This is a genomic window from Luteibacter sp. (assembly GCF_036500425.1).
Lineage (GTDB): Bacteria > Pseudomonadota > Gammaproteobacteria > Xanthomonadales > Rhodanobacteraceae > Luteibacter.
The window spans coordinates 56,281-80,618 of sequence record NZ_DASYCB010000029.1; the positions used below are offsets into that span (position 1 = coordinate 56,281).

A 24,338-nucleotide genomic window follows, 5' to 3' on the forward strand; every position below is an offset into this window, starting at 1 on the left:
CGAACGGCGATGTCGGCGGGAGCCTACACCCGCCGGTTGGCGAAGAGATCGACCGGATATTCAGCCTTCTGCTCCCGCCCCATCAGCCGCCGCACGCCCTCTTCCGGCGTGACTTTGCCGTGGAGCACATCGCGGACCGCAGCGGAAATCGGCAGATCCAGGCCGTGGGCGACCGCCAGGCGATCCACTTCATCCGCGGTGACCACGCTTTCCACCACCTGGCCGATCTGGCGAACGGCCTCCTGCAGCGGAATGCCCCGGCCCAGCGCGAGGCCAAGCCGGCGGTTACGGGAAAGATCACCCGTGCAGGTCAGGACCAGGTCGCCCAGGCCGGCCAGGCCCATCAGGGTCTCGGCGCGGGCACCCAGGGCGACGCCCAGACGGAGCATTTCGTTCATGCCACGGGTGATGAGGCCGGCACGGGCGTTGAGGCCAAGCTCCATGCCATCGGCCACGCCGGTGGCCACGGCAAGTACGTTCTTCATGGCGCCACCGAGCTCGGCACCGAGGATGTCATTGCCGGTGTACGCGCGAAAATTCGGCGCATGGAGCAGGACCGCCAGCTCCTTACCGAAGGCCTCGTCGGTGGCGTGCACCGTGACGGCGCTGGGCAGGCCGGCCGTGACCTCACGCGCGAACGACGGGCCGGTGACCACCGCGGCCGGATGGCCGGGCAGCTTTTCGTTCACCAGCTCGTGCAGGAAGCGGCCGGTCCCGGTCTCGAAACCCTTGGTAGCCCACGAGATGCGGGTGCCCGGATCGAGCATCGGGATGATCTCGTCGAGCACCGATGCAAACGCATGGCTTGGCACCACGATGAGTACGATGGCCGCGCCGCGAACGGCTTTGGCCAGGTCGGCTTCGTAGGCGAGCTCCGGCGGGAGATCGAGATCCGGCAGGTAACGCAGGTTGCGCCGCGCCGAGGCCATCTCGGCCAGGGCGGCGGCGTCACGTCCCCACAAGCGCGTGGGGACGTCGTTGCGCGCCAGCAGGGCGGCCAGTGCGGTGCCCCAGGACCCGGCGCCGAGGACGGCGACGGTGGGTCGGGAAGGCGCGGTCACGGCTTAGCTGTTGAGCGTATAGGTACCAGCGCCTTCGACCTGCTGGCGCTGCTGCTCGGCGTACAGGGCATCGAAGTTGATCGGCTGCAGGAGGAACGGCGGGAAGCCACCTTCCTGGATCATGGCCGAGACCATCTGGCGGCCGTACGGGAACAGCAGGTTCGGGCAGTACGAGCCCAGGATGCCGTCACGATCTTCGTCGGTGAAGCCGCCGATGCCGAAAATGCCGGCCTGGTGCACTTCGGCCAGATAGGCCGTGCGCTCGCCCAGGGCGCAGGTGAGCGTCAGCGACAGGACGACTTCGAACAAGTCGTTGCCGAGGTCGACGGCCTTGTGGCCCAGATTCAGCTGGACCTGCGGCTGGGCTTCGGTCTCACCCATCTCCTGGAAGATCTGCGGGGCGTTCGGGGCTTCGAAGGAAGCATCCTTCACGTAGATCTTCTGCAGCACGAGCTGGGGCTGGCCGGCCTGGCCGTTGGCGGTGATGTCTGCCATGGTCTGTTCCTCGAAAATGGGCGTCGTTGGGTAGGGCTTCACGCCAGCGGCGCGAAAGCCGGGATTGTTTCACACAACCCGGGTAAGCGCACATACGGCTTGCGTGAAGGGGTCGTGTTCTGGGAGAATGCCCGGCTCCCCTATACCAACCCGCATTGTCGGGCAGGTCCATCACGCGATGTGGGCCTCGAACTGGCGGGAATGTTCCAACTCCAGCCATCGCGTGGCGCTCCTGTATCCACGGGTCGCGCTGCTGGGCCGTTGCCTCCCTGGCCAAAGGGTGGTCAAACCGAATCTATCAGGAGGCCCACATGGCCCGTAGATGCCAAGTCACCAATAAGGGTGTGCAGACCGGTAACAACGTCTCGCATGCGAACAACAAGACCCGTCGCCGCTGGTTGCCGAACCTGCACGAGCGCCGCTTCTGGGTCGCCAGCGAGAACCGTTGGGTCAAGCTGCGCGTTTCTAACCACGCCCTGCGCACCATCGACAAGAACGGCATCGAAGCCGTGCTGGCCGACCTCCGTGCCCGTGGCGAGAAGATCTAAGGAGTCCGACAATGGCTGGCAAGCGCGACAAGATTCGCCTGATCTCCTCTGCGGGTACCGGGCACTTCTACACCACGGACAAGAACAAGAAGAACACGCCGGAAAAGATGGAGATCAAGAAGTACGATCCCGTCATCCGTAAGCACGTGATCTACAAGGAAGGCAAGATCAAGTAATTGATCTTAAGAAAAACCCGCCGAAAGGCGGGTTTTTTTTCGCCCATCGAAATTGCCCCTGTAGGAGCGCGCTTGCGCGCGATAAGCCGACGGAGCGGTAATGGAGGGATCCTTTCGCGAGCACCCATCGCGCGCAAGCGCGCTCCTACGAGAGCACAAAAAAGCCCGCCGGATGGCGGGCTTTTTTTGTCGCCGTCGTGGAGGAGTTAAGCGCCGACGGCGGAGTAACCCTTCAACCGCTGTGCGAACTGCTGCAGCGAACGAATGCCGCTTTCCTCGGCTTCGTGGATCCACTGCTGGAGCGCGCTGAGCGCCTTGTCGGCACCGCGCTCTTCCATCAGCGCGACCAGGCGGGCGCGGAAGTCACACACGGTCTGCAGCGCCGGGCGGTTGGCCAGGGCGGCATGCATGCGCTCGCGCGCATCGTTATCAAGCCAGCGGCCACCATCGGCCAGGGCGCGACGCAGGCGACGCGGCACGGCCTTCATGCGATCGCCCGCCTGCTCCACTTCTTCGCGCATCGTCGGGAGGATGACGTTGCGGTAGTAGTCGGTGGTCGCCTGGAAGCGCAGGGTCAGCACGCCCTTGAGCGTCTCGGCGTCCGGCAGGTGCACGTTCGGGCGGATGTTCAGCGTCGGAGCGACGCGAAGCACCTTGGCGAGGCGGAACGTGCGTAGTGTGCAGATCGCCGCCCAGCCGATATCGAACTCCCACTTGCGCAGGGCGAATTTCGCCGAGCTCGGGAAGGCGTGGTGGTTGTTGTGCAGCTCTTCACCGCCGATCCAGAAGCCCCACGGCGAGATGTTCGTGGCCGTGTCGCTGCTCTCGAAGTTGCGGTAGCCCCACCAGTGGCCGATGCCATTGACGAAGCCGGCAGCCCAGAACGGGATCCACAGCATCTGCACCGCCCACAGAGCCATGCCGATCACGCCGAACAGCGAGAAATCGATGACCGCCATGAGCACGGGGCCCCAGTACGGGTGCTTGCCGAACAGGTGGCGCTCGAACCAGTCATCCGGCGTGCCGCGGCCGTACTTCTCCATGTCGGCCTTGTTGTAGCTGGCCTCACGGTAGAGCGACACACCATCGAGGAAGACCTTCTTGATACCGAAGATCTGCGGGCTATGCGGATCCTCTTCCGTCTCGACCTTGGCGTGGTGCTTGCGGTGGATAGCCACCCATTCCTTCACGACCATGCCCGTCGTGAGCCAGCCCCAGAAGCGGAAGAAGCCGTTGAGCGTCCAGTGGAAATCGACGCCGCGGTGGGTAGCGCTACGGTGGTAGTACAGCGTCACCGTAAAGATGGTGAGCTGGGTGACCACGAGCATATAGACCACGATCTCGCCCCACGAAGCGCGGGTGAGGCCATTGGCCAGGAAGTCGAGCACCGTGTCGAACATCGAGTCGTTACCGCCAGGGCAGTGAAGGGAATGTACAGTTGTGCAGTCTATATGGGCGCTCCCGTACCCACCAGCACGGAACGCGGCAAATTGTGAAGCCCATGGTTGTGGGAAATGCCGGGGTTTCCGCACAATCGGCGGATGACCGTGACCCGCTCTGTTCAGCCATGTGAAGACCGCCGGGCGCGTTGCCCGCAGGTTCCTGCGCGTTGCGCGATGTTTGGTGATGTAGCCGCATGATCGAGACCGGTTTGCTGAATGTCGCCCGCGTTTCCCGGCGCCGGGCGGGGCGTGCCGCCGTGAGCGAGGTGAGCTTTTCGCTGAACCGTGGCGAAGTGCTTGGCCTGCTGGGCGTCAATGGCGCCGGTAAATCGACCACCTTGCAGATGCTGGCTGGGGCACTCAAGCCCGATGTCGGCACCATCCGCCTCGACGGGCACGACTTCGTGGCGCAGCCCGCGATCGCCCGCCAGCTGATTGGCTGGCTGCCCGAGAGCGCGCCGCTCTGGGCCGAGCTCACGGTGGAAGAGCACCTGCAGGCGTTCGCCGCACTGCGTGGCGCCTCGCGGGCCACGGCCCGGAAGGCGGCGGGCGCGATCATCGACCGCCTGCAGCTGGGCGACCTGCGGCGCCGGCTGGCCGGGGTCCTTTCGCAAGGCCAGCGGCAGCGGCTGGGCCTGGCCTGTGCGCTGGTCCACGAGCCCGCGCTGCTCATCCTCGATGAACCCGCCAACGCGCTGGACCCGGTCCAGGTCGGTGAACTGCGCAAGCTGATCCGCGAGCGCGCCACCGCGGGTAGCGCCGTGATCCTCTCCACCCATGTGCTCGCCGAGGTGGTCGCCGTGTGCGATCGCGTCGCTATCTTGCATGAGGGCAGGCTGCGCCATGACGCACCGCTGGCTGGCGTGGAAGGCGGCAAGGCGCTCGAAACCACGTTCTTCTCCATCGCCACGGGAGCGGCCGCATGAGCCTCGCCGCTGTCACCCGCCTGGAGCTCCGCCGCCTGGCCGTGCGCCCGCTTGCCTGGGCGCTCGCCGCACTGACCATCGCCTGGCTGGCCTGGACCTTTGTCCTCGGGCTCGGCCAGTTCCTGGGTATGCAGGTCAAACTGGCCGCGGTCGCCGATGCGCCAGGCTTCACCGATCTCGTCGCCATCCCGCTGCTGGCCGAACTGGTCAAGCTCTCCTTCCTCGTCGTGCCCCTGATGACCATGTCGTTGATCGCCGGCGAACGGCGCACTGGCACGCTCGCCCTGCTCGCCTCCACGGGCCTGCCGGCATGGCGCATCGTGATCGGCAAATACCTTGCCGTGCTGGCCTGGCTGGCCCTGTGGCTACTCGCCACCCTGGCCATGCCGCTGATCGTGGGCGCCAGCGGTAGCGCCGACTGGGGCAAGCTCGCCGCGGCGACACTGGGTACGGCCCTGGTGCTGGCGACGCTTGCGGCGATCGGCCTTGCCTGTTCCGCGGCAACGGCCTTCCCCGCCATTGCCGCGGCGATGGCACTGATCATCACCCTTGCGTTGTGGACGATCGACCGAGGCGCCCAGGCGGCCGGCATCAACGGCGGCTTCCTCGACTGGCTCACGATGGCGACGCACCTGCAGAACCTGCTGCGCGGACTGGTGACATCGGTCGACGTGCTCTGGTTCGTCCTCGTCATTGCGCTTTCGCTCACCCTCGCCATCCGCCGTCTCGGCACCGACCGGGAGCGCCAGTGATGCGTCGCCTTGATCGCTGGCTCGTCGTCATCGGGCTTTTTATCGCCACGGGATGCCTCGGCTTCCTGAGTTCGCGCCACGTCTGGACATCCGACTGGACTCGTGGAGCGCGCGCCAGCCTCGCGCCCGAAAGTGTCGCGGTGCTGTCCAGGCTGCCGGGCACGGTGGATGTCGTCGGCTACCTGTCGCCGACCGGTCCGCTACGCGAGCAGACCGCGGCCGTCATCGAACGCTACAGCCGGGAGAAGCACGACCTGAAGCTGTCGTTCGTCGATCCGGACCTCGACCCGGCGGCGTCACGCCAGCTCGGCATCAGTGGCAACGGTGCACTGCTTATCCGCTACAAGGGGCGCGAAGAGCGCGTCGAGAGCCCGATCAACGAGCGCAACCTGTCGAATGCGCTCGAACGGCTCGCCCGCGGTGGTGAGCGCATCGTGGCCTTCGTGACCGGCGACGGTGAACGGCAGGCCGACGGCGTAGCCAACGCCGACCTCGGCACCTTCATGCAACAGATGGAGCGTCGCGGCATGCGTGCCGTGCCGCTGAACTTCGGCCAGACCCAGGGCGTGCCCGAACACACCGATCTGGTCGTTCTGGCGAGCCCCGCGGCGGCGCTGACGCCGCAGGCAGCCGGTGCGCTGGTGGATTACGTGCATGGCGGTGGCAACCTGCTGTGGCTTACCGAGCCGGGCAACGCGGACCTCGGCACCGGTGCATTGGCCGACGTGCTCGGCGTGCGCGTGCTACCGGGCGTCCTCGTCGATGGCCAGGGCAGCACGCTCAACGTGAAAGACCCGCGGATCATCGTCGCATCGGACTACCCGTTCCACGCGATCACCCGCGCGTTCCGCGACACGACCCTGTTCCCGCAGACCTCCGCGCTCGCGCAGGTCTCCGACCATGATTGGGCCGTGGTGCCGTTCTTGCGTTCGAGCGACCGCAGCTGGACCGCGTTCGGTGGCATCGACAACGACAAGCCATCGACGATCGCCTTCCACCCCGAAACCGGGGAGCTGAAGGGGCCACTTGATTTCGGCTTCGCCCTGAACCGGCTTTCACCCAGCCCGGACAAGAGCGAGCAGCGCGCAATCATCATCGGCGACGGCGATTTCCTGTCAAACACCTACGTCGGCAACGGCGGCAACCGTGCCCTTGGCGAACGCATCTTCAACTGGCTGCTCGGCGACGACGTGCTCGTGGACCTGCCCGCGCGCGGTGCACCCGACCGGGTCATTACAGTGTCGCAGGATGGCCTGAACGCGCTGACGTTTGGCTTCCTTGTCGCCCTGCCCGTGCTGTTGATCGCCTGCGGTGGGTTCATCGCCTGGCGCCGAAGGAGACGCTGAGCATGCGTGCGCGAATCCTCGGCATCGTGATCTTGCTGACGCTCATCGGTGCCGTGGCGTGGCAGCTGCATTCCGATGACGCCGACGTGCTCGCGCACACACTGACGTCGCTGGATCCGGCAGCGGTGCAGCGCATCGACATCACCATGAAGGGCTTGCCCGCCCAGAACTTCGAACGCGAGGGTGACCATTGGAGCGGCGCCGACCAGGGGCGTCCCACCGATCTCACGGAGCTGGCCACCACACCGGTCGCCGAGTGGAAGCCGGCTAGCGACTTCGTGGCGGCAAACATCGGCCTCGCCCCGCCGCTCGCCGTCCTGACCCTCGACGGCACCCGTATCGAATACGGCGACCTCGCCGCCCTGGGCCGCCAGCGCTACGCCCGCATCGGCGACCGCATCGCGCTCATCCCCGCCCAGGCCATGCCCCGCCCGCCCCGCACCCAGGCCCTGCCAACCAAGCCCATGCTTTGACGCGGTCGAGGGCCCTGTAGGAGCGCGCTTGCGCGCGATCCCGCCAAACCCCACATTCAACGCATGCCCGAATTACCCGAAGTCGAAACCACCCGCCGCGGCATCGCCCCGCACATCGAGGGGCGCCGTGTCACGGGCGTGATCCTGCGCCGCCCGGACCTGCGCTGGCCGATCCCGCCCGAGGTATCGTCGCTGCTGCCCGGCCAGGTCGTGGAGAGCGTCGACCGCCGGGCGAAATACCTGTTGCTGGAAACCAGCGCGGGCACCGCGCTGCTGCACCTGGGCATGTCGGGCATGTTGCGGGTGCTTCCGGCCGACACGCCAATCGCGAAGCACGACCACGTCGATATCGCGTTCGATACCGGCAAGGTCCTGCGCTTCACCGATCCGCGGCGCTTCGGCGCCCTGCTCTGGCAGAACCCCGGCGAGACCCACGAGCTGCTCGAAGGTATCGGCCCGGAACCGCTGACGGACGCGTTCGACGGCGAGCGCTTGTTCGAGCTTTCACGCGGCCGCAATGCCGCGGTAAAGACCTTCATCATGGATAACGCCGTGGTCGTCGGCGTGGGAAACATCTACGCCAGCGAAGCCTTGTTCGCCGCGGGCATCGACCCACGGCGCGCGGCAGGGAAGGTCTCGTACGAACGCTATGTCCGCCTCGCCGCGGAGATCAAGCGGATCCTTGCGTATGCGATCACCCGCGGCGGCACGACGCTGCGTGACTTCCTGGCGCCCGATGGCGCGCCCGGATATTTCTTCCAGGAGCTTTTCGTGTATGGCCGCGCCGGCGAGCCATGCAAGGTGTGCGGGACGCCTGTTCGCGTCGTCACGCTCGGGCAGCGCGCGTCGTTCTGGTGCTCGTCTTGCCAGAGGTGAATTCCTACATCGATGTCGTCCTTCCCCCGATAGCGGGAAGCGCGCCTGTCTCCGTAGGCTAGCCCCTCCCCACCCACGCAAGGATGCGTATGAAGAAGCTCATGCTGGCGGCCCTCGCCGCCGTTACCGCGCCCGCGATACACGCCCAGATCGCCCAGGACCGGCCATTCAACGAGTACACCTGGCTGACGGCCCATAACGCCTTCGCGAACACGCTGGTTCCGAGCCAGACGCTCTCCCTCGGCGCGCAACTCCAGCGAGGCGTACGCGGCCTGATGCTGGATATCCACGAGAGCAACGGACGCGTGCGCCTGTGCCATGGCGGCTGCCTTGGCACCGAGCCAACGCTCGCCGATGCGCTGAACAACCACGTCCTGCCCTTTATGCAGCAGGTGCCGCAGGCCATCGTCACACTACACCTCGAGGACTACACGAGCCGCGCCGCGCTGGCCGCTGAGCTGACGTTGGCGCCAGGAGCCGCATCGCTGTCGTTTACGCCGGAACAGTGGACGCTTGAGCGCTGGCCCACACCGCGCGAGATGGCAGACGCGGGCCAGCGACTGGTCATCTTCACGCAGCGACGAGAGAACGCGGGCGCCCTGTTAACCGCGGGAGGACCGACCCACGTCCTCCATGACCGCGCCTATACCTCGGAGAACCACTGGGAGCTCGGCCGGACCATCTTCGAGCACGATGCCTCTTGCACCAGTCGCTGGGATACACCCGGTCTTTCAAACGGATCCACTTGGGGCCCGCGCGAGTGGCCGCGCCTCTTCGTGATGAACCACTTCCACGGCGCACCGCTCGGTAATCACAGCGCGACAGACAACAGCTACGACGCTCTGCGCTCGCGCATTGACGACCATTGTCGCCCCGCGGCGGGCCGAAAGCCGAACTACGTGGCGGTTGATTTCGTGGAAGCCGGACAGGCGGCAAGCCTGGTCGCCGCGTTGAACGCCGGCGTGATCGAGTTCTTCGACGAACCCGCGGGCAAGGGTGAGCGCATCTGCGCCGTGGCAGCCGGTGCGCGGCGCACGGTGATGCTGGAGGAATATGCGGGCGACCGCTGCCCACCCGATCGCCTGCGCTCGGCGGTGGTGCGTGATGTAGCGGCCGGCACCCGCATCGAACTGGCCGAAGCGGCGACTCACGATTCGGCGCGAACCATCATCACGGTGAAGCACGACCTGGACGGTGAACGTGTGCTGGTGCACGACCTCCGCGCCGCGCAGGAGGATGAACACCTCAAGGTGAGTTCATCCGCCAGCGGTTTCGCGAAGGGCGTGCTGCAGGTAGCGTTCTCGGCCGCCCGCTAAACCTAGGAGCGCGCTTGCGAGCGATGGGGCTTATCGCGAGCACCCATCGCGCGCAAGCGCGCTCCTACAAGGGCAGTAGCCGCTCAGCGCGGCCAGCGCATCTCGGCGTGGGAGTTGTTGAAGCGGGGGTCGCTTTCGTCGCCGTGCAGTGCCACGGTGAGATCGACGGGGAGGCCCGCCACTTCGACGGCCTGGCCGTCCTGGAATCGCGCGCCGAGCGCGCCAAGATCGACGAGGCTTTCCGCCAGCGCGCCCACGCGATCGATCTCGTTATCCGGCACGCTGGTGAAGCTGAAGTCGGGCCGGCCAAACTTGCGCATGCCACGCGTACGGATCCACGACCGGCCCTTCGTTTCTTCCGGGCTGCAGAGGATAAGCACGTGGTGACGGGTCGGTGCGCCGCCCTGGATCAGGTAGTGGTCGCGCCAGGCCTCGGCGCTGAACAGGGAAAGGATCTGTGGGTCGACGACGACCTTGCCACCGACGTCGGTCAGCGCGGCGACCACGCCAAGGGTATCGCGCAGGTAGCCGAGGTCGTCGCGATCCGGGAAGCGGCCGCGGATCACCATGACGTGCGGGGCATCCTTCGCGACCTTGAACGCCTCGGGGTTGTCCTCGGCCAGGAGTTCACCCAGCGCGCCGGCGAGCGGGTAACCCTCCCATCGCGCCAGCACGCTGTTCTGCATGCGCTGCATCTCGATGCCTTCGGGCAACCCCGGGCTGCCGTATTTCATGGCGGGGATGGCGACGTCTTCGGCGAAACCGCCGAACACGAAAAACAGCAGCACGCCCTGCTCATCGCTGGGCTGCCAGTAAGGGCGCGGCCATTCGGCGGCAGTGTTCGTCGTCTCGGTCACGCGTCGTGTCCTTCATCAGGTTCGCTTTCGCCAAGCGGCAGCACCGGCGGCTGCAGCTCGATACGGCCTTCGCCCGCGGTGATGCTCTTGAATTCCGCGCGGCTCACGGAGACATAGCGGTCGTTGCCGCCGATCTCAACCTGGGGCCCCTGGGTGACGGCCCGGCCGTGTTCATCGACGCGGACCACCATGGTGGCTTTCTTGCCCGAGTGGCAGATGGTCTTGATCTCATCCAGGTTGTCGGCCCAGGCCAGCAGGTAGCGGCTACCCTCGAACAGCTCGCCGCGAAAATCGGTACGCAGGCCGTAGGCCAGCACCGGGATGCCCAGGCGGTCGACCACGTCGGTGAGCTGCCAGACCTGGTTCTTCGTCAGGAACTGGGCCTCGTCCACCAGTACGCAGTTCAGCGGGCCGCGCTGGGCGATGTCCTTCTCCACGATGGCGAAGATGTCCTCCTCGCCCGCGAAGCGCATGGCGCGGGCCTGCAGGCCGATCCGCGAGGCCACGATGCCCTCCCCGTAGCGGTTATCCAGCGCCGGGGTGAGGATCAGCGTCCGCATACCGCGCTCATGGTAGTTATGCGCGCTCTGCAGCAGGGTCGTGGTCTTGCCGGCGTTCATCGCCGAATAATAGAAATACAGCTTGGCCATGCGCTTTCCTGGTCTCGACCGGGCATTTTAGCGAATCTGGCCGGGCCGGGGGCCGGGTACACGGCCGGGCGTGCCCGCGACGGTCCTGCTACCATCGCCCCCTCGTTCGCCCGCCCTATCCCGGCCGATCCCGATGCTGAATCCGCAACAACACGCGGCTGTCGAGTACTGCGACGGCCCCCTCCTTGTGCTCGCTGGCGCCGGCTCCGGCAAGACCCGCGTCATCACGGAGAAAATTTCCCACCTCATCTCCCGGCGCCATCTGGCGGCGGAGAAGATCGCCGCGATCACCTTCACCAACAAGGCGGCGAAGGAAATGCGTGAGCGCGTGGGCAAGCTGATCTCGGATGAGTCGGCGCGCGCGCTCACCGTGTGCACCTTCCACGCGCTGGGCCTTAAGTTCCTGCAGATCGAGCATGCGCGCGCCAAACTGCGCCGCGGCTTCTCGGTACTGGATGCCGACGACAGCGCAAACATGATCAAGGAGCTCTCGCCCAAGGGCGTGAAGCCCGAAGTGATCCAGGGCATCCGCAATCTGGTGGGCAAAGCGAAAAACACCGGCCTCACGCCGGATGAGGCTATGGCTGCCGCGCGCACCGCGCGCGAGATGGAGGCCGCGACCATCTACGACCTGTACCAGCAGCGCCTCGCCGCATTCAATGCGGTGGATTTCGATGACCTCATCCGCCTGCCGCTCAGCATCCTGGAAAGCGACGATGAAGCGCGCGCGATCTGGCAGGAGCGCCTGCGCTACCTGCTGGTCGACGAATACCAGGACACCAACGACGCGCAGTACCGCCTGCTGAAAGCGATCGCCGGGCCCAAGGCGCGTTTTACTTGCGTGGGCGATGACGACCAGAGCATCTACGCGTGGCGTGGCGCGAACCCCGAGAACATCGACCAGCTCGGCCGCGACTACCCGCAGTTGCAGGTGATCAAGCTGGAGCAGAACTACCGCTGCGCCAAGCGGATCCTGCGAGCGGCGAACAAGCTCATCGCGAATAACCCGCACGTGCACGAGAAGCGACTCTGGAGCGACCACATCGAAGGGCCGCCCATCCGCGTGATCGAGTGCAAGGACAACGACCACGAGGCGGAGAAGATCGCCGCGATCGCCTCGAGCCTGCACGAGCGCTACAAGGACAAGGGCTGCCGCTGGGATGATTTCTGCATCCTGTACCGCGGCAACTTCCAGGCGCGGCCGATCGAAAAGGCCTTGCGCCTGGCGCGTGTGCCTTATCACCTGAGCGGTGCGCTTTCATTCCTCGATCGCGCGGAAGTGAAGGACATCCTGAGCTATTTGCGTCTGCTCACGAACCCGACCGATGACGCGGCCTTCCTGCGCATCGTCAACACGCCGAAGCGCGAGATCGGTTCTACGTCGCTAGAGAAGCTCGGCGAGATGGCGCAGACACGTAACGCCTCGCTACTCGATGCCGCGCGCAGCGATAGCGCGCTGAAGAACATCGCGCCGCGCCCTGCCTCGGCGCTGGCCGGCTTCGCCCGGCTCATGGATGAACTCCGCAGCCACGCCGTGCACGAAAGCGCGGCCGACCTGGTCACCACGGTCATCGAGAAAACCGGCTATGCCGCGCATGTGGCGGCAAGCACGACGGATGAAGTGCTACGCGAACGGCGCATGGGCAACCTGCGCGAGCTTATCGACTGGTTCCGCGCGATGGGCCGCGATGGCGGCCGCACGGGCGATATAGCCCAGCAGCTCGCCCTGCTCAGTCATGCCGACCGCGATGATCCGGGCAACGCGCTGCGCATGATGACCTTGCACTCCGCCAAGGGACTTGAGTTCCGTTTTGTCTTCATCGTCGGTTGCGAGGACGGCACCTTGCCGCACGAAGGCGCGATCGATGAGGGACGCCTGGATGAAGAACGCCGTTTGATGTACGTGGGTATTACACGGGCGAAGGAAATGCTGACGCTGTCGTTCTCGGCACGCACACGCAAATATGGCGAAGTGCTCAACAACGATCCGAGCCGTTTCCTTGATGAACTGCCCGACGCGGACTTGCATTGGGACGGCCAGGACCCGGAAGCCGACGCGGAAGTGAAGAAAGAAACCGCCGAATCGCACATGGCCCGGATCAAGGCAATGCTAGCCGGCAACGGCTAAAAACCGTGTAGGAGCGCGCTTGCGCGCGATCATTGCTTGCCGCAAGCCCCATCGCGCGCAAGCGCGCTCCTACACGGTTCAAGCGGGCCGTAGGCCCACGATCAGATGAGGTTCTCGGCCTCGAGTTCGCTTTTCAGGTAGGCGTAGTAGATCGGCCCGGCCACCAGGCCACCGATACCAAACGCAGCCTCGAACACCAGCATCGCCACCAACAATTCCCACGTACGCGCGCGGATCTGTCCGCCGACGATGCGCGCGTTGAGGAAATACTCGAGCTTGTGCACCACGATCAGGAAGCCGAGCGCCGCCACGCCGACCCAGAGGCCAGCGGACAACGCGGCGATCGTCACCAGCGTATTCGAGATGAGGTTGCCGACCACCGGCAACAGGCCGACCACGAAGGTCACGATCACCAGGGTCTTGGCGAGCGGTATATGCACGCCAAGAATCGGCATGACGATGAGCAGGAAAATCGCGGCTAGCGTGGTATTGATCGCGGAAATCTTAAGCTGCGCAAAGATGATGTTATGGAAGGCCTCGGCCAGGCGCGTGGCACGCACCGAGAGCTCGAAGGACAATGGTCGCGACGGCCGCCCGCCACTGCCGTGCGAAACGGCGACGATCGCACCGAGCACGAGGCCAATCAGGATATGCGCAAAGACGCGCGCCGCCGTCGTGCCCATCAGGCGCAGGTCGCCAGAGTGCTCGTGGGCCCAGCCCACGCCCTGTGAACGGAAATCGGCGAAGCTATCCGGGAGGTTGGAGGTGATCCACGCCGGGAGTTGCTCGTGCGCCTTGTCGAGCAAGGGCAGGAGCTTCTCGTCCCACAACTGCTGGGGGTCGCCGAGGTCATGGCGATAGAAGCTGAGGCCGGAGACGACGAGCAGCACGATGACACCGACGACCACGACGGTGACGACACCCACGGCGATCAATCGCGCCCGCTCGCCAGGAATGGCGCGGCGGATCAGCGGCGTCATGGCTTCCACCACCTCGTACACCAGCAGCCCGGCCAGCAGGGCCGAGATCAGGTGAAGCATGAGGACCCCCCACAGCGCGAGCGCGGCGAGGCCATACGTGGCCAGGCGGATGGCGCGGGAATCCCCGGGAACGCGAACCATGCTGAAACTCCTTGGTGACGTGGCGGGATTCCAGCAGCCGGGCGATGAACGCTAGATCAAGCGCTCGGCTTCCAGTTCAGCCTTGATGTAGGCGTAGAAGATGGGGGCCGCCACCAGGCCAGGCAAGCCGAACGCCGCTTCGAACACCAGCATGGCGACCAGCAGCTCCCACGCGCGGGCCCGGATCTGGCCGCCGACGATGCGCGCATTAAGAAAGTACTCGAGCTTGTGGATCAGGATGAGGAAGGCCAGTGCGCCAAGGCCCACGTAAAGCCCGACCGACAGGCCGACGATCGTAATGGCTGTATTCGAAAGCAGGTTACCGATGACCGGCAACAGGCCAACGATGAAGGTGATGACGATCAGCGTCTTGGTCAGCGGGAGGTGCTGGCCGAACAGGGGCAGGACTACGACGAGGAAGATGGCCGTGAACGCGGTGTTGACCAGCGAGATCTTGATCTGCGCGAACACGATGTTGTGGAAGGCGTCGGCAAGCCGGGCGCAACGCAGGCCAAGCTCTGAGGCGAACGGGCCGATCTGGTGCGTGGGCCGGGCGCGGCTCAGGGCGACGAACGCACCGAGGATCAGCCCCAGCAGGATATGCACCAGGACGCGCGCTGCTTCCTTGCCAGCGAGCTGCAAGCCCACCGCATGCGTACGCACCCAGTCCAGGGCCGAGATACGCAGCGCATCCACGCTATCCGGCAACATCCCTACGATCGTCGGCGGCAGCTGCTGGCGGGCGCGCTCGACCATCGGCATGAGCTTGTTCTGCCACAGGTCGGCCGGGTTGCCGATCTCGGTGCGGAAGAAGCTGATGGCACCCAGGATCAACAGGGTGAGCAGGCCGACGACGACGACACCTACGAGGGCCACCGCCAGGATACGCGCACGCTCACCCGACAGCCGGCGGCCCATGAGCGGTGCGACGGAGACCACGACCTCGTACACCAGCAGCCCGGCGAGCAGTGCGGGAAGCAGGCGGAGGAACATCACCAGCAACAGGGCGACACCCGCGAGGATGTAACTGGCGATGCGCACGGCGCGGGTGCGGGTTTCGGCGTCCATGGCAGGCTCGTCGTGGATGAGGGCGCAGTCTGTCAGGACACAGGGTGCGTGCGCCATAGGTGTGCCCCCGTCGTCACCCTGTCGTAAACTGCCGCCACAATCGCCGGCCCTCGGGCATTGGCGCCCGACTTTCAGGGGATCCCATGATGAAGTTCGCCCCGGCCGCGCTTGCGGCCGCTCTCGTCCTCGCCGGTTGCGCATCGGCACCGCATGCACCGTCCGCCGCCACGCCCACGCCGGAAGCCGCTGCGGCCGCCACGCCAGCGCCTGCCGCGAAAGGCCCGGCCGCCGACGACAATCTGAACGCCGTGCTGTGGTCGCAGACGTCGAACGAGCACGACTTCATCTACATCCAGGCGTATCGGAACGCGCAGGAGAAACTCCTCAAGGCAAAGGCCGACCCGAACTGGGATGCGCTCGCCAAGGACGACCGTGCCGCGCATCCTTCGCTCAAGGGCCTGAAGCCTGCCGTGGTGCTCGACGTAGATGAAACCGCGCTGGACAACTCGCCTTACCAGGCGCGCCTGATCCGCTCCGGCGGCGAGTACAACGAAGCCGAATGGGCCGCCTGGTGCCAGGAAGAAAAGGCGAAGCCGATGGCCGGCGCCGTCGCTTTCACCCAGTTCGCTGCAGCCCACGGGATCGAGGTGCTTTACATCTCGAACCGTGCGAAGGACCTTAACGACGCGACGCTGGATAACCTGCGCAAGGCCGGCTTCCCGGTGGCGGGCAAGGCGTCCTTCCTCGGCCTCGGTACGTTCGTCGAAGGCTGTGAGCAGGCCGGCACCGAGAAGGGTTGCCGCCGCCAGTTGATCGCCGGCAAGTACCGCGTGCTCATGCAGTTCGGCGACCAGATTGGCGATTTCGCCAACGTGTACGGCAATACCGCCGAGGGCCGAGCCAAGGCCATGGCGCCCTACACGGCCTGGATCGGCGAGCGCTGGTTCGTGCTGCCGAACGCGACTTACGGCAGCTGGGAACCCGCGCTGTTCGATAACGACTACACTCTGCCTCGCGAAGAGCGGCGCCAGAAAAAGATCGATGCGCTGCGAATCAACTAAATCAATCACTTAGGCATAGTTTCCTGACGTATTGCTTTAGCAATGTCAGGCAACTATCATGTGCCTCGCCGAAACCTGCGGTGCGGAAAGCAAAGCAGGCAAGGCCATTTCCCTTACCGGCTTCGGGCCGGATAACCCCGTGAGACGGTTCGTCTTCGGGGTTTTTCTTTATCCGGCGCCACTTGCCGCCCGGCCGCGCCCCTCGTAACCTCGCCATCCCCCGACGTATGGACGACGTAGCCATGAAGCGCTTTCACCCCACGGCCTGGGTGCTGGTGTTGGTACTGGCGCTGCTCGCCGGCTGCAACAGGCACAAGGAAGCCCCCGGCACGCCCGGCGGCGGTTCGCCCGAAGACGCGATGCGCGATTCGCTGGAACTGATCCGCGAAGGCAAGTTCGGCATGTTCTGGCAGCACGCGCTGCCCCCGGCAGATTTCGCCGCCCTCAAGGCGGACTGGCCGCGCCGCAATGTCGCGGCCGAGCCGGTCAACGACGACGACCGCGCAAAGTTCGAGAACGGCGTGAAGCGGCTGACCGAGCCCGATGCCGAGAAAAAGCTTTATGCCGACCTGCGCCCGACCCTGCTTCGCTTCGACAAGGAGTACAAGGACCAGATGCCGCTGCTCACCGGCGTGGCCCAGTCGATGGCGCTCACCGCCATCGACCAGACGAACGACCTTACGATCCCGCAGAAGCGGCAGTTGCGCGAAGCGGTGAACGTTATCGCGCCGTGGGCGCAAACCGTCGGCTGGGGCGACCAGGGCAAGGCGAAGCAATCCATCGCGATCCTCGTGGACACGGCGCGCAAGGCGCGGCTCACCACGCCGGAAGCACTGCATACCATGGACTTCGACCAGTCCATGGCCGCTTATTCCACGATGTGGCTAGGCTTCAAGAACCTGTTCAACGTGTACGGGCTCTCGCTGGACAAGAGTTTCGACTCGGTAAGCATCGATACGCTGGAGAACACTGGCGGTACGGCACACGTCAAGATCACCTACACGATCCTCGACAAGCCGATCCAGACCGATGCCACGCTCGTCCTCCTCGACGGACGCTGGTACGACAGCGACCTGCTCCAGAGCGTCCGCAACCAGCACGTGAAGCTGAACCCGCCCCCGCCTCCGCCTGCCAGCGCCCCGGCACCCGCGGCGAGCGCGGCACCGCCCCACGACCCGTCCGCCCCCGTGGCGGCCGCGAAGACCCGCTAAGGCCGTACAATCCCACGATGTCCGAATTACCGATGAGTGCGGATCCGCACGTCCGCGTCGCCCGCTCCCCCTGGTGGTTCAAGCTGCTGGGGCGCGTCCTCGAGCCGTGGGTTCGCATCAAGCGTGACCCAGCGGAGCCCGCGGGGCTGCTGAAGAGCGGTGCCGCCGTGTGCTACGCCATCGAGCGCGACGGCACCTCGGATGCCCTGATCCTGGAGCGAGCCTGCCGCGAGGCTGGGTTGCCCAGCCCCATGCAGTTGCTGGACCTCCCCGGCCGTCGACGCCGCTCGGTGTTCTCGCTGAGCCGTCAGCGTGGCTGGCTGTTTGGCCGCACGGACACCCATGGGCCGAAGGAGCCGATCGGCCAGCTCATCCGCGCGATCGAGGAAGATCCGGCGCGCGATATCCAGGTCATTCCCGTATCGATCTACGTAGGCCGCGCGCCCAACCGCGAGAGCGGCTGGTTCAGCGTGCTCTTCGCGGAAAACTGGCTGGTTGTCGGCCGCTTCCGCCGCATGCTCGCGCTGTTGTTGAATGGCCGCGACACCGTGGTGCATTTTTCAGAGCCGGTGTCGCTGCGCAATGTGTTGTCGGAATCGCAGGGCCTGACCAACGAGCGCCTGACCCGCAAGATCGCCCGCGTGCTGCGCACGCATTTCCGCCGGATCCGCGCGGCGGTGATCGGGCCCGACCTGTCGCACCGCCGTACGGTGGTCGACTCGGTACTGACCGCGCAGCCGGTACGTGACGCGATCGCCGCAACGGCCAGCAAGGAAAACATCAGCCACGCGAAGGCTGAGCGCCGCGCGCGCGATTTCGCGCTCGAGATTTCCGCCGACTATTCGCATCCGGTGGTGCGCTCCACCTCGTTCCTGCTATCCAACTTCTGGAACAAGCTCTACGACGGCATCGCGATGCACCACTTCGACAAGGCGCGCGCCGCGGCGCCTGGCCATGAAGTGGTCTACGTACCCTGCCACCGCAGCCATACCGATTACCTCCTGCTCTCGTACCAGCTGCATCATTCAGGCGTGGTGCCGCCGCACATCGCGGCCGGCGTGAACCTCAACCTGCCCGTCGTCGGCCCGATCCTTCGCCGTGGCGGCGCCTTCTTCCTGCGCCGCAGCTTCAAGGGCAATGCGCTGTATTCCGTGGTGTTCAACGAATACCTGGCGCAGCTGGTCGATCGCGGCGTACCGCTGGAGTACTTCATCGAAGGCGGCCGCTCGCGCACGGGTCGCCTGCTCGCGCCGCGTGCCGGCATGCTGGTGATGACCGTGCGCGCGTTCCTCCGCGCGCCGCGCCGCCCGGTGCTGTTCCAGCCCGTGTACATCGGCTACGAGAAGCTGATGGAAGGCAAGTCGTATGTCGGCGAGCTCTCCGGCAAGCCGAAGGAAAAGGAATCGCTGCTCGGCCTCATCCGCGGCCTGAAGGTCCTTCGCCAGCGCTACGGCCACGTCACGCTCAATTTCGGCGAACCGATCCAGCTGACGCCGATGCTGGATGGCGTGGCACCCGACTGGCGCGAGACCACCGCCGATCCGGACAACAAGCCGGACTGGCTCAACAGCGTGGTGGATGACCTCGCCGAAAAGATCCAGATCAACATCAACCGCGCCGCGGACGTGAACCCGATCAACCTGCTCGCGCTGGCGCTGCTGGCCACGCCAAAGCACGCCATGGCGGAGAACGACCTGCTGGCGCAGCTCGAGCTCACCAAAGCCCTGTTCCAGGAGCTGCCATACTCCGATCGCGTCACGATCACCGCGATGAACCCGCAGGGCATCATCGCGTATGGCGAGCAGATGGGCTGGATCCGCCGCGTCCGGCACCCGCTCGGCGACGTGCTGGTCACCGAGGGCGAACAGGCCGTCCTGCTTTCCTACTTCCGCAACAACGTGCTGCACCTCAATGCCGCCGCGGCATGGGTGGCGGCGTGCTTCCTCAACAACCGGCGGATGTCGCGCTCGTCGGTGGCCCGGCTTGGCCGGATCATCTACCCGTTCATCCAGGGCGAGCTGTTCCTGCCGTGGGATGACGAAGGCTTTGCGAAGCAGGTGCAGGACACGATCGATTTCTTCGTCCGCCGCGGGATCCTCGAAGCCTCGTCCGAAGGGCGCGTGCTCGAGCGCGGGCCGGGCCAGGACGATGGCGCATACCAGCTGCGCGTCATCGCACGCAGCATGCTGCAGGCGTTCGAACGCTATTACATCGCCATCGCCGCGCTGGTGAAGAACGGCCCGCACACCATGTCGGCGGGGGAACTCGAAACCGCCTGCACCCTCACTGCGCAGCGTCTTGGCATGCTCAACGAGCTTTCCGCGCCCGAGTTCTTCGACAAGGCGCTGTTCCGCGGTTTCATCCAGAAGCTGCGCGCGGCCCGCGTCGTGTGGACCGATGAGAATGGCAAGCTCGATTTCAGCGATGCGCTGGAAGACATGGTGCGCGATGCGCGCGTCATCCTTGCACGTGAAGTGCGCCACTCCATCCTGAAGATCACGCCAGGTGGGGACAACGATCGCGACCTCGATGCGCGCCCGCCCAGTGACCCCGGCGAAACCACGGCGGAGTCACTGCATGATCGCCACGTCGCGAACGAGCACGAACGTCACCATGGTCAGCACTGACGTCCGATAGAGGGTTTCGCCTACACGGCGTAGGCGTCTTGCCGGGCAGACCGGTGCGTTAGCCCTACCTAACCTTTGCGAACCACCACGCAAAGGAACGTCAATGGACATGACGCCACCGCAGGCACCGCCTGCGCAGAACCAACCCGCCCACCAGGCCGCCGCCGCCGCGTTCGACGATCTCGTCGCGGCGCACGCGGCACTTACCGCCGATATCGCCAGCCTCCCCACCATGCCGGAGGAACCCGCTGACACCCAGGGCCTGCTGGGGGCCCTCGACGGATTCTGGTCCCCAGATCGCCGGCGGGCGGCTGTTGAGCAGGTACGCCGTGTGGCTTCAAGCCTCGCCATCCTGCGCGAGGCCGACGAGACACTGGACGGCGAGGCGGTCGGCATGATCCGTTCGCTCGTATCACACCGCGGAGACACACCAGCGCCCGGCATCGCCGCGCGCTGCCCTACGTTTGCCGGCAGGTCGCTCGCTGGGAGCATGATTGTTTCGCGCGCGGGCGGCGACGGCACGGCGCTGCTTTTCACCGCCGATGGCGGCTGGGAGCGCTACGCAAGCGTCGATGCGCTCCACGACGCGCTTGGCCAACGCCTCCGTCAGCAACTGGCGGATCACGGCGAACTTCCCGGCCTCGCGGGGCGTGCGCTGGCCGCCGGGGCGTTGCCGTCGGTGGCGTCCGCGCCCTGCGTCGGTAACGCATTTTCAGCCTATGTCGACACGGCCATTGCCGTGAAACGCGAAAAGGTGACGGAGGCCCTGGTGGGCTGGTCATTGACCGCCAGCGATCCGCTCCGCGACAGCTTGCTTGGTGATGCCATCACCGCCGAACTCACGCGGCCCGTCGTCGACGTGGAGGCCTTGCTGGCTCAGCGTCATGCGCGCCTGGTCGACTCGGTGAACGAGGCTCGCCTGGCGCAAGTCCCAGCCGAGGTCGCCAACGGATGGCGCGATGCCGCCGCTCACTACGCAGAGTTGCAGGCGGCACACGAGGCGACGGATGCGGACATTGAAACGCTCACGAGCTTCGCTTTGCAGGAGACAGCGACGCGACTGGCCGCCATCGGCGTCACGGCATCGCCCAGGGATATCTTCGTCAAGGCGGACTACTGGCGGGATCCGGCGGTCCGCGCGCAATCGCTTACAGCCCTGTTCGAGGGCACCAGCCCGGCGCGTATCGGCCTTCTCGATCTCGTCTACCAGAACATTGCTTCGTTCGACCCCGTCCAGCTGAGCGCTGTCGACGCATCGGGCCAGCCGCTACCCGCATTGACGGACGCAGCCATCCGCTCGCTCGTCCGCGATATGGATTTCGCCACGCGTTACCGCGACTACCTGGACGCCGCCTACCGCGGCGGAGAAGCGGCCGGGCAGCGCCGCATGGCCAGCACCGCGCTACTCCTTGCGCGCATGCGCATGCAGGCGGCCGAGGCGCGTCTCTCTTACTACCTGCCCGGCGAACCACGCTCGTTCCGGCCCGACCATGCCGAGCGCGGATTCCGCTGGGTCGACGCCGTGCTGGGTAGCCCCTCGCCGACGGGACGCGCACGCGTGGACCGGCATGAGATCGTGGCCCGGCAGGTGACCTACCGGGGCACGCCGCTAAAGGGTGTGCTGGAAATCGGCGTGCGCCAGACCGAGGCCGTCCCGAGCGTGGTGCTCTATACACCCGACGCACCCGATGGCGTGGTGTTTCGCGAGTTCGACGACCGCGCCGATGCCGCGCGACGCTTCTTCCATCACCCGGCGTTCCGCGAATACCTGCTCGATCGCTTGCCTAACGAATACGCCACCCCCCAGCCGAACGGCGCCAGCCGGGAATTTGCCGGTGACCATCTCGCGCATTGGGTGCTGGGTGCGCCAGGCAATGCCGCCTATACGAAGACGGCAGCGCCCTTCGCGCAACGCATCGTCGAGGGGGATATCCTCGATGCGATGTACGACGCCGGCGTACAGCAGGCGCTGCGCAACGTGGCGCATTTCAGCCGCAGCGCCGAAGAAGCGAGTTGGGTGTGGCTGACCGACTGGCCGCGACGCCTGCTGTTCGACAACCTGGTTGCCAATGCCGTGAAAGGTATCGTCAACGCGCCAGTGCATGCCGCACAGGCCTCCTGGCGGCTGTACGACAGTCTGAAGGAGGGTGACCATGCCCGTGCCTTCGTCGATTTCACCGACTTCTACGTCGCGTCGCTCGGGATCATCGCGCCTCAAGCCATCGTGCCGTCGGCACGTGCGCTGGTTGCCGCCCGCTACCGCCAGGGCGGCAAGCTGGTCGGCGGCCCTCCCGTGACCCAGGCCGCCGTGGCGTTCGAGTCCCGGTTCGAAGCCGTCCGGCTGCCCACGGGGGCGTCCGCGGGTGCCGATGGCATCGTGACCCTGGGCGCGCGGCGTTACATCGAACAGAGCGGAAAAACGTATGGCGTGCGCTATGACAGCGATTTTGCTACGTGGCGGCTCGAGCGCCAGGGCGCGCCGCACGCATGGGGTCCGGCGATTCGCCGCACCGAGGCGGGCACCTGGGCGTTCAACGAGGTGGGGCTCCGGGGTGGGACCGGTCGCGGCGCCGGGCGCGTGCCCGGTCCGCCCGACCGGGCGAGCGGGCGCCCGTTCAACCGGTATATGGAGGAACTGGAGCATGCCTTCCCCAACCCCACGGAGCGGGAATTGGTCGCCGGCGTGATGGAGGCCGAAGCGCGCAGCCAGGCGACACCCGGCCTGATTACCGCAGCGCAACGGCTGCGCTGGTCGGAGGCGACCCAGCGCGCCGCCTCTGCCCAGGCGCTCAGCAGCCAGGAGCGCATCATTCTTGCGGAGGGCCGTCCCATGGATCTCAGCCCACGGCCGCCAGTCCCGCCAGTCCCGCCTATCGCCGGCCCCAGCGCCCCCGCGCTGGCTGAGCCGTTCCGGCGGATCGAACACGCCAGGGCTCCCGAGCAGATGTGGTATTACGGCGAATTGCCCTTCCGCGACAGCCGTTTGCACCGCGCGCGCACCAACCGCGGCTACAACCCGGATTGGGCTCACCTGCATGGCGAATGGCTGGGTGGCGGCCTCTACGGCGTGCGCGTTACCAATGTGCCACCGACCTCATCCATCGCCGATATACGGCGCGCCGTAGGAAACCGCGCCCTGGCTCGCCATACGACTTTCGCGGTGCGGCTACGCCCACGCGAATTCCTCGAGCGTGAGGCCGCGCACCCAGCCGGCGCCACGGTGGAATACATCGGCATCGATAGTCCCAACGGCACCAAGTATTTCATGCGCCCCACCAGCGAGGCATTCATCCGCCTCGGCGCCGACGATATGCAGATCATCCCGCTTGGCCGGGAGCCCTGACGGCGCCAGCATGCTCGCCGATGGGCTGGAACCCCGGTACCATCGGCAGCATGGCTACCGATAAAACCACCCATTTCGGGTTTCGCGACGTCCCCCTGGCCGACAAGCAAAAGCTTGTCGGCCAGGTGTTCACCTCCGTCGCGCGAAATTACGACCTCATGAACGACCTCATGTCGTTCGGTATCCACCGGCTTTGGAAGCGCCACTTCGTGGCCGTCAGCGGCGTTCGCCGTGGCGATCGGGTGCTCGATCTGGCTGGCGGCACGGGCGATATCGCCGCTCTGCTGAAGCCTGTCGTCGGTGATGAAGGCGAAGTGGTCGTCGGCGACATCAACGCGGCGATGCTGGGCGTCGGCCGCGACAGGCTGACCGATCGCGGCCTGGTGGCCGGCCTGCGCTGGGCGCAGATGAATGCCGAGGCGCTGCCGTTCCCGGATGCCAGCTTCGATGCCGTCACCATCGCTTTCGGCCTGCGCAACGTGACCGACAAGGACAAGGCGCTGGCCGACATGCAGCGCATCCTCAAGCCCGGCGGTCGCGTCCTCGTGCTCGAGTTTTCGAAAGTGCAGAGCCCGCTGCTGTCGAAGCTGTACGACGTGCATTCGTTCAAGGTGCTGCCGCACCTCGGCCGGCTGTTCGCCAACGACAGCGATAGCTACCAGTACCTCGCCGAGTCCATTCGCAAGCACCCGGACCAGGAGACGCTGAAGGGCATGATGCTTGCCGCCGGATTCGGCCATGTCGAAGTCCGTAACCTGAGCAACGGGATCGTCGCGATCCATCGCGGCTACAAGCTGTAGGGTTCGACCTACACCGCTTTGCAGGGAACCTTTCGGCATTGATGGCACCCGCCCGGCATAG

General features: G+C 65.9%; 21 protein-coding genes. 14 read left to right on the plus strand and 7 right to left on the minus strand.

Going from position 1 to position 24,338, the window contains the following annotated elements; genetic code table 11:
• Nucleotides 1–23: 23 nt before the first annotated feature.
• Complete coding sequence (locus VGN46_RS07445) at nt 24–1,061, minus strand: NAD(P)H-dependent glycerol-3-phosphate dehydrogenase (RefSeq protein ID WP_331642270.1); 1,038 nt, start codon at nt 1,059–1,061, stop codon at nt 24–26.
• 3 nt (nt 1,062–1,064) lie between these two features.
• Entirely contained in the window at nt 1,065–1,556 is a 492-nt protein-coding gene (secB, locus tag VGN46_RS07450; protein ID WP_331642272.1) for a protein-export chaperone SecB, read from the minus strand.
• Between the two features lie 311 nt (nt 1,557–1,867).
• On the opposite strand from secB, the gene rpmB reads away from it, so the two are divergent.
• Together rpmB and rpmG are read left to right on the plus strand one after the other, a co-directional pair.
• Nucleotides 1,868–2,104: a 50S ribosomal protein L28 gene (gene rpmB / locus VGN46_RS07455; protein WP_216156715.1), complete on the plus strand. Its 237-nt coding sequence runs from the start codon at nt 1,868–1,870 to the stop codon at nt 2,102–2,104.
• 11 nt (nt 2,105–2,115) lie between these two features.
• Nucleotides 2,116–2,280, plus strand: a complete 165-nt coding sequence (gene rpmG, locus VGN46_RS07460; RefSeq protein ID WP_331642276.1) for a 50S ribosomal protein L33 — start codon at nt 2,116–2,118, stop codon at nt 2,278–2,280.
• Nucleotides 2,281–2,486: 206 nt separating this feature from the next.
• On the opposite strand, the gene VGN46_RS07465 is transcribed toward rpmG, so the two are convergent.
• Nucleotides 2,487–3,680 (minus strand): DesA family fatty acid desaturase, encoded by a 1,194-nt coding sequence (locus tag VGN46_RS07465; RefSeq protein WP_331642278.1) that lies wholly within the window; start codon nt 3,678–3,680, stop codon nt 2,487–2,489.
• Nucleotides 3,681–3,916: 236 nt separating this feature from the next.
• Between VGN46_RS07465 and VGN46_RS07470 the strand changes: the two genes are divergently transcribed.
• From VGN46_RS07470 to VGN46_RS07495, 6 genes are all read left to right on the plus strand, one after another.
• On the plus strand, nt 3,917–4,648 hold the full coding sequence (locus tag VGN46_RS07470; protein ID WP_331642280.1) for an ABC transporter ATP-binding protein: 732 nt from the start codon (nt 3,917–3,919) through the stop codon (nt 4,646–4,648).
• On the plus strand, nt 4,645–5,400 hold the full coding sequence (locus VGN46_RS07475) for an ABC transporter permease (protein WP_331642282.1): 756 nt from the start codon (nt 4,645–4,647) through the stop codon (nt 5,398–5,400). The genes VGN46_RS07470 and VGN46_RS07475 overlap by 4 nt, the downstream gene beginning before the upstream one ends.
• Nucleotides 5,400–6,746, plus strand: coding sequence for a GldG family protein (locus tag VGN46_RS07480; protein ID WP_331642284.1), 1,347 nt, complete (start codon nt 5,400–5,402; stop codon nt 6,744–6,746). Before VGN46_RS07475 ends, VGN46_RS07480 begins: the two co-directional genes overlap by 1 nt.
• A 2-nt stretch (nt 6,747–6,748) precedes the next feature.
• Nucleotides 6,749–7,219 carry a hypothetical protein gene (locus tag VGN46_RS07485; protein WP_331642286.1) on the plus strand — a complete coding sequence of 157 codons (471 nt, stop codon included), beginning with the start codon at nt 6,749–6,751 and terminating at the stop codon, nt 7,217–7,219.
• A gap of 63 nt (nt 7,220–7,282) precedes the next feature.
• Nucleotides 7,283–8,095, plus strand: a complete 813-nt coding sequence (gene mutM / locus VGN46_RS07490; RefSeq protein ID WP_331642287.1) for a bifunctional DNA-formamidopyrimidine glycosylase/DNA-(apurinic or apyrimidinic site) lyase — start codon at nt 7,283–7,285, stop codon at nt 8,093–8,095.
• A gap of 89 nt (nt 8,096–8,184) precedes the next feature.
• On the plus strand, nt 8,185–9,411 hold the full coding sequence (locus tag VGN46_RS07495; protein WP_331642289.1) for a hypothetical protein: 1,227 nt from the start codon (nt 8,185–8,187) through the stop codon (nt 9,409–9,411).
• Between the two features lie 83 nt (nt 9,412–9,494).
• Here VGN46_RS07495 and VGN46_RS07500 read toward each other — a convergent pair whose 3' ends face one another.
• Nucleotides 9,495–10,268, minus strand: a complete 774-nt coding sequence (locus VGN46_RS07500; protein ID WP_331642291.1) for a hypothetical protein — start codon at nt 10,266–10,268, stop codon at nt 9,495–9,497.
• Complete coding sequence (locus VGN46_RS07505) at nt 10,265–10,918, minus strand: thymidine kinase (protein ID WP_331642293.1); 654 nt, start codon at nt 10,916–10,918, stop codon at nt 10,265–10,267. The genes VGN46_RS07500 and VGN46_RS07505 overlap by 4 nt, the downstream gene beginning before the upstream one ends.
• A 133-nt stretch (nt 10,919–11,051) precedes the next feature.
• Between VGN46_RS07505 and VGN46_RS07510 the strand changes: the two genes are divergently transcribed.
• Nucleotides 11,052–13,046: a UvrD-helicase domain-containing protein gene (locus VGN46_RS07510; protein WP_331642295.1), complete on the plus strand. Its 1,995-nt coding sequence runs from the start codon at nt 11,052–11,054 to the stop codon at nt 13,044–13,046.
• Nucleotides 13,047–13,147: 101 nt separating this feature from the next.
• Here the strand turns inward: VGN46_RS07510 and VGN46_RS07515 are convergent, their stop codons facing one another.
• Nucleotides 13,148–14,167, minus strand: a complete 1,020-nt coding sequence (locus tag VGN46_RS07515) for a hypothetical protein (protein WP_331642297.1) — start codon at nt 14,165–14,167, stop codon at nt 13,148–13,150.
• 51 nt (nt 14,168–14,218) lie between these two features.
• On the minus strand, nt 14,219–15,235 hold the full coding sequence (locus VGN46_RS07520) for a hypothetical protein (RefSeq protein ID WP_331642299.1): 1,017 nt from the start codon (nt 15,233–15,235) through the stop codon (nt 14,219–14,221).
• A 143-nt stretch (nt 15,236–15,378) separates the two neighbouring features.
• On the opposite strand from VGN46_RS07520, the gene VGN46_RS07525 reads away from it, so the two are divergent.
• From VGN46_RS07525 to ubiE, 5 genes are all read left to right on the plus strand, one after another.
• The gene (locus VGN46_RS07525; protein WP_331642300.1) at nt 15,379–16,296 is read left to right on the plus strand and encodes a 5'-nucleotidase, lipoprotein e(P4) family; all 918 of its coding nucleotides are present in this window, start codon (nt 15,379–15,381) and stop codon (nt 16,294–16,296) included.
• Between the two features lie 242 nt (nt 16,297–16,538).
• Nucleotides 16,539–17,507: a hypothetical protein gene (locus VGN46_RS07530; protein WP_331642302.1), complete on the plus strand. Its 969-nt coding sequence runs from the start codon at nt 16,539–16,541 to the stop codon at nt 17,505–17,507.
• A gap of 17 nt (nt 17,508–17,524) precedes the next feature.
• The gene (gene plsB, locus VGN46_RS07535; protein WP_331642304.1) at nt 17,525–20,134 is read left to right on the plus strand and encodes a glycerol-3-phosphate 1-O-acyltransferase PlsB; all 2,610 of its coding nucleotides are present in this window, start codon (nt 17,525–17,527) and stop codon (nt 20,132–20,134) included.
• A gap of 109 nt (nt 20,135–20,243) precedes the next feature.
• Complete coding sequence (locus tag VGN46_RS07540; protein WP_331642306.1) at nt 20,244–23,477, plus strand: dermonecrotic toxin domain-containing protein; 3,234 nt, start codon at nt 20,244–20,246, stop codon at nt 23,475–23,477.
• 50 nt (nt 23,478–23,527) lie between these two features.
• A complete protein-coding gene (gene ubiE, locus VGN46_RS07545) occupies nt 23,528–24,277 on the plus strand; it encodes a bifunctional demethylmenaquinone methyltransferase/2-methoxy-6-polyprenyl-1,4-benzoquinol methylase UbiE (protein WP_331642308.1) in 750 nt (249 codons plus the stop codon).
• Nucleotides 24,278–24,338 lie beyond the last annotated feature (61 nt).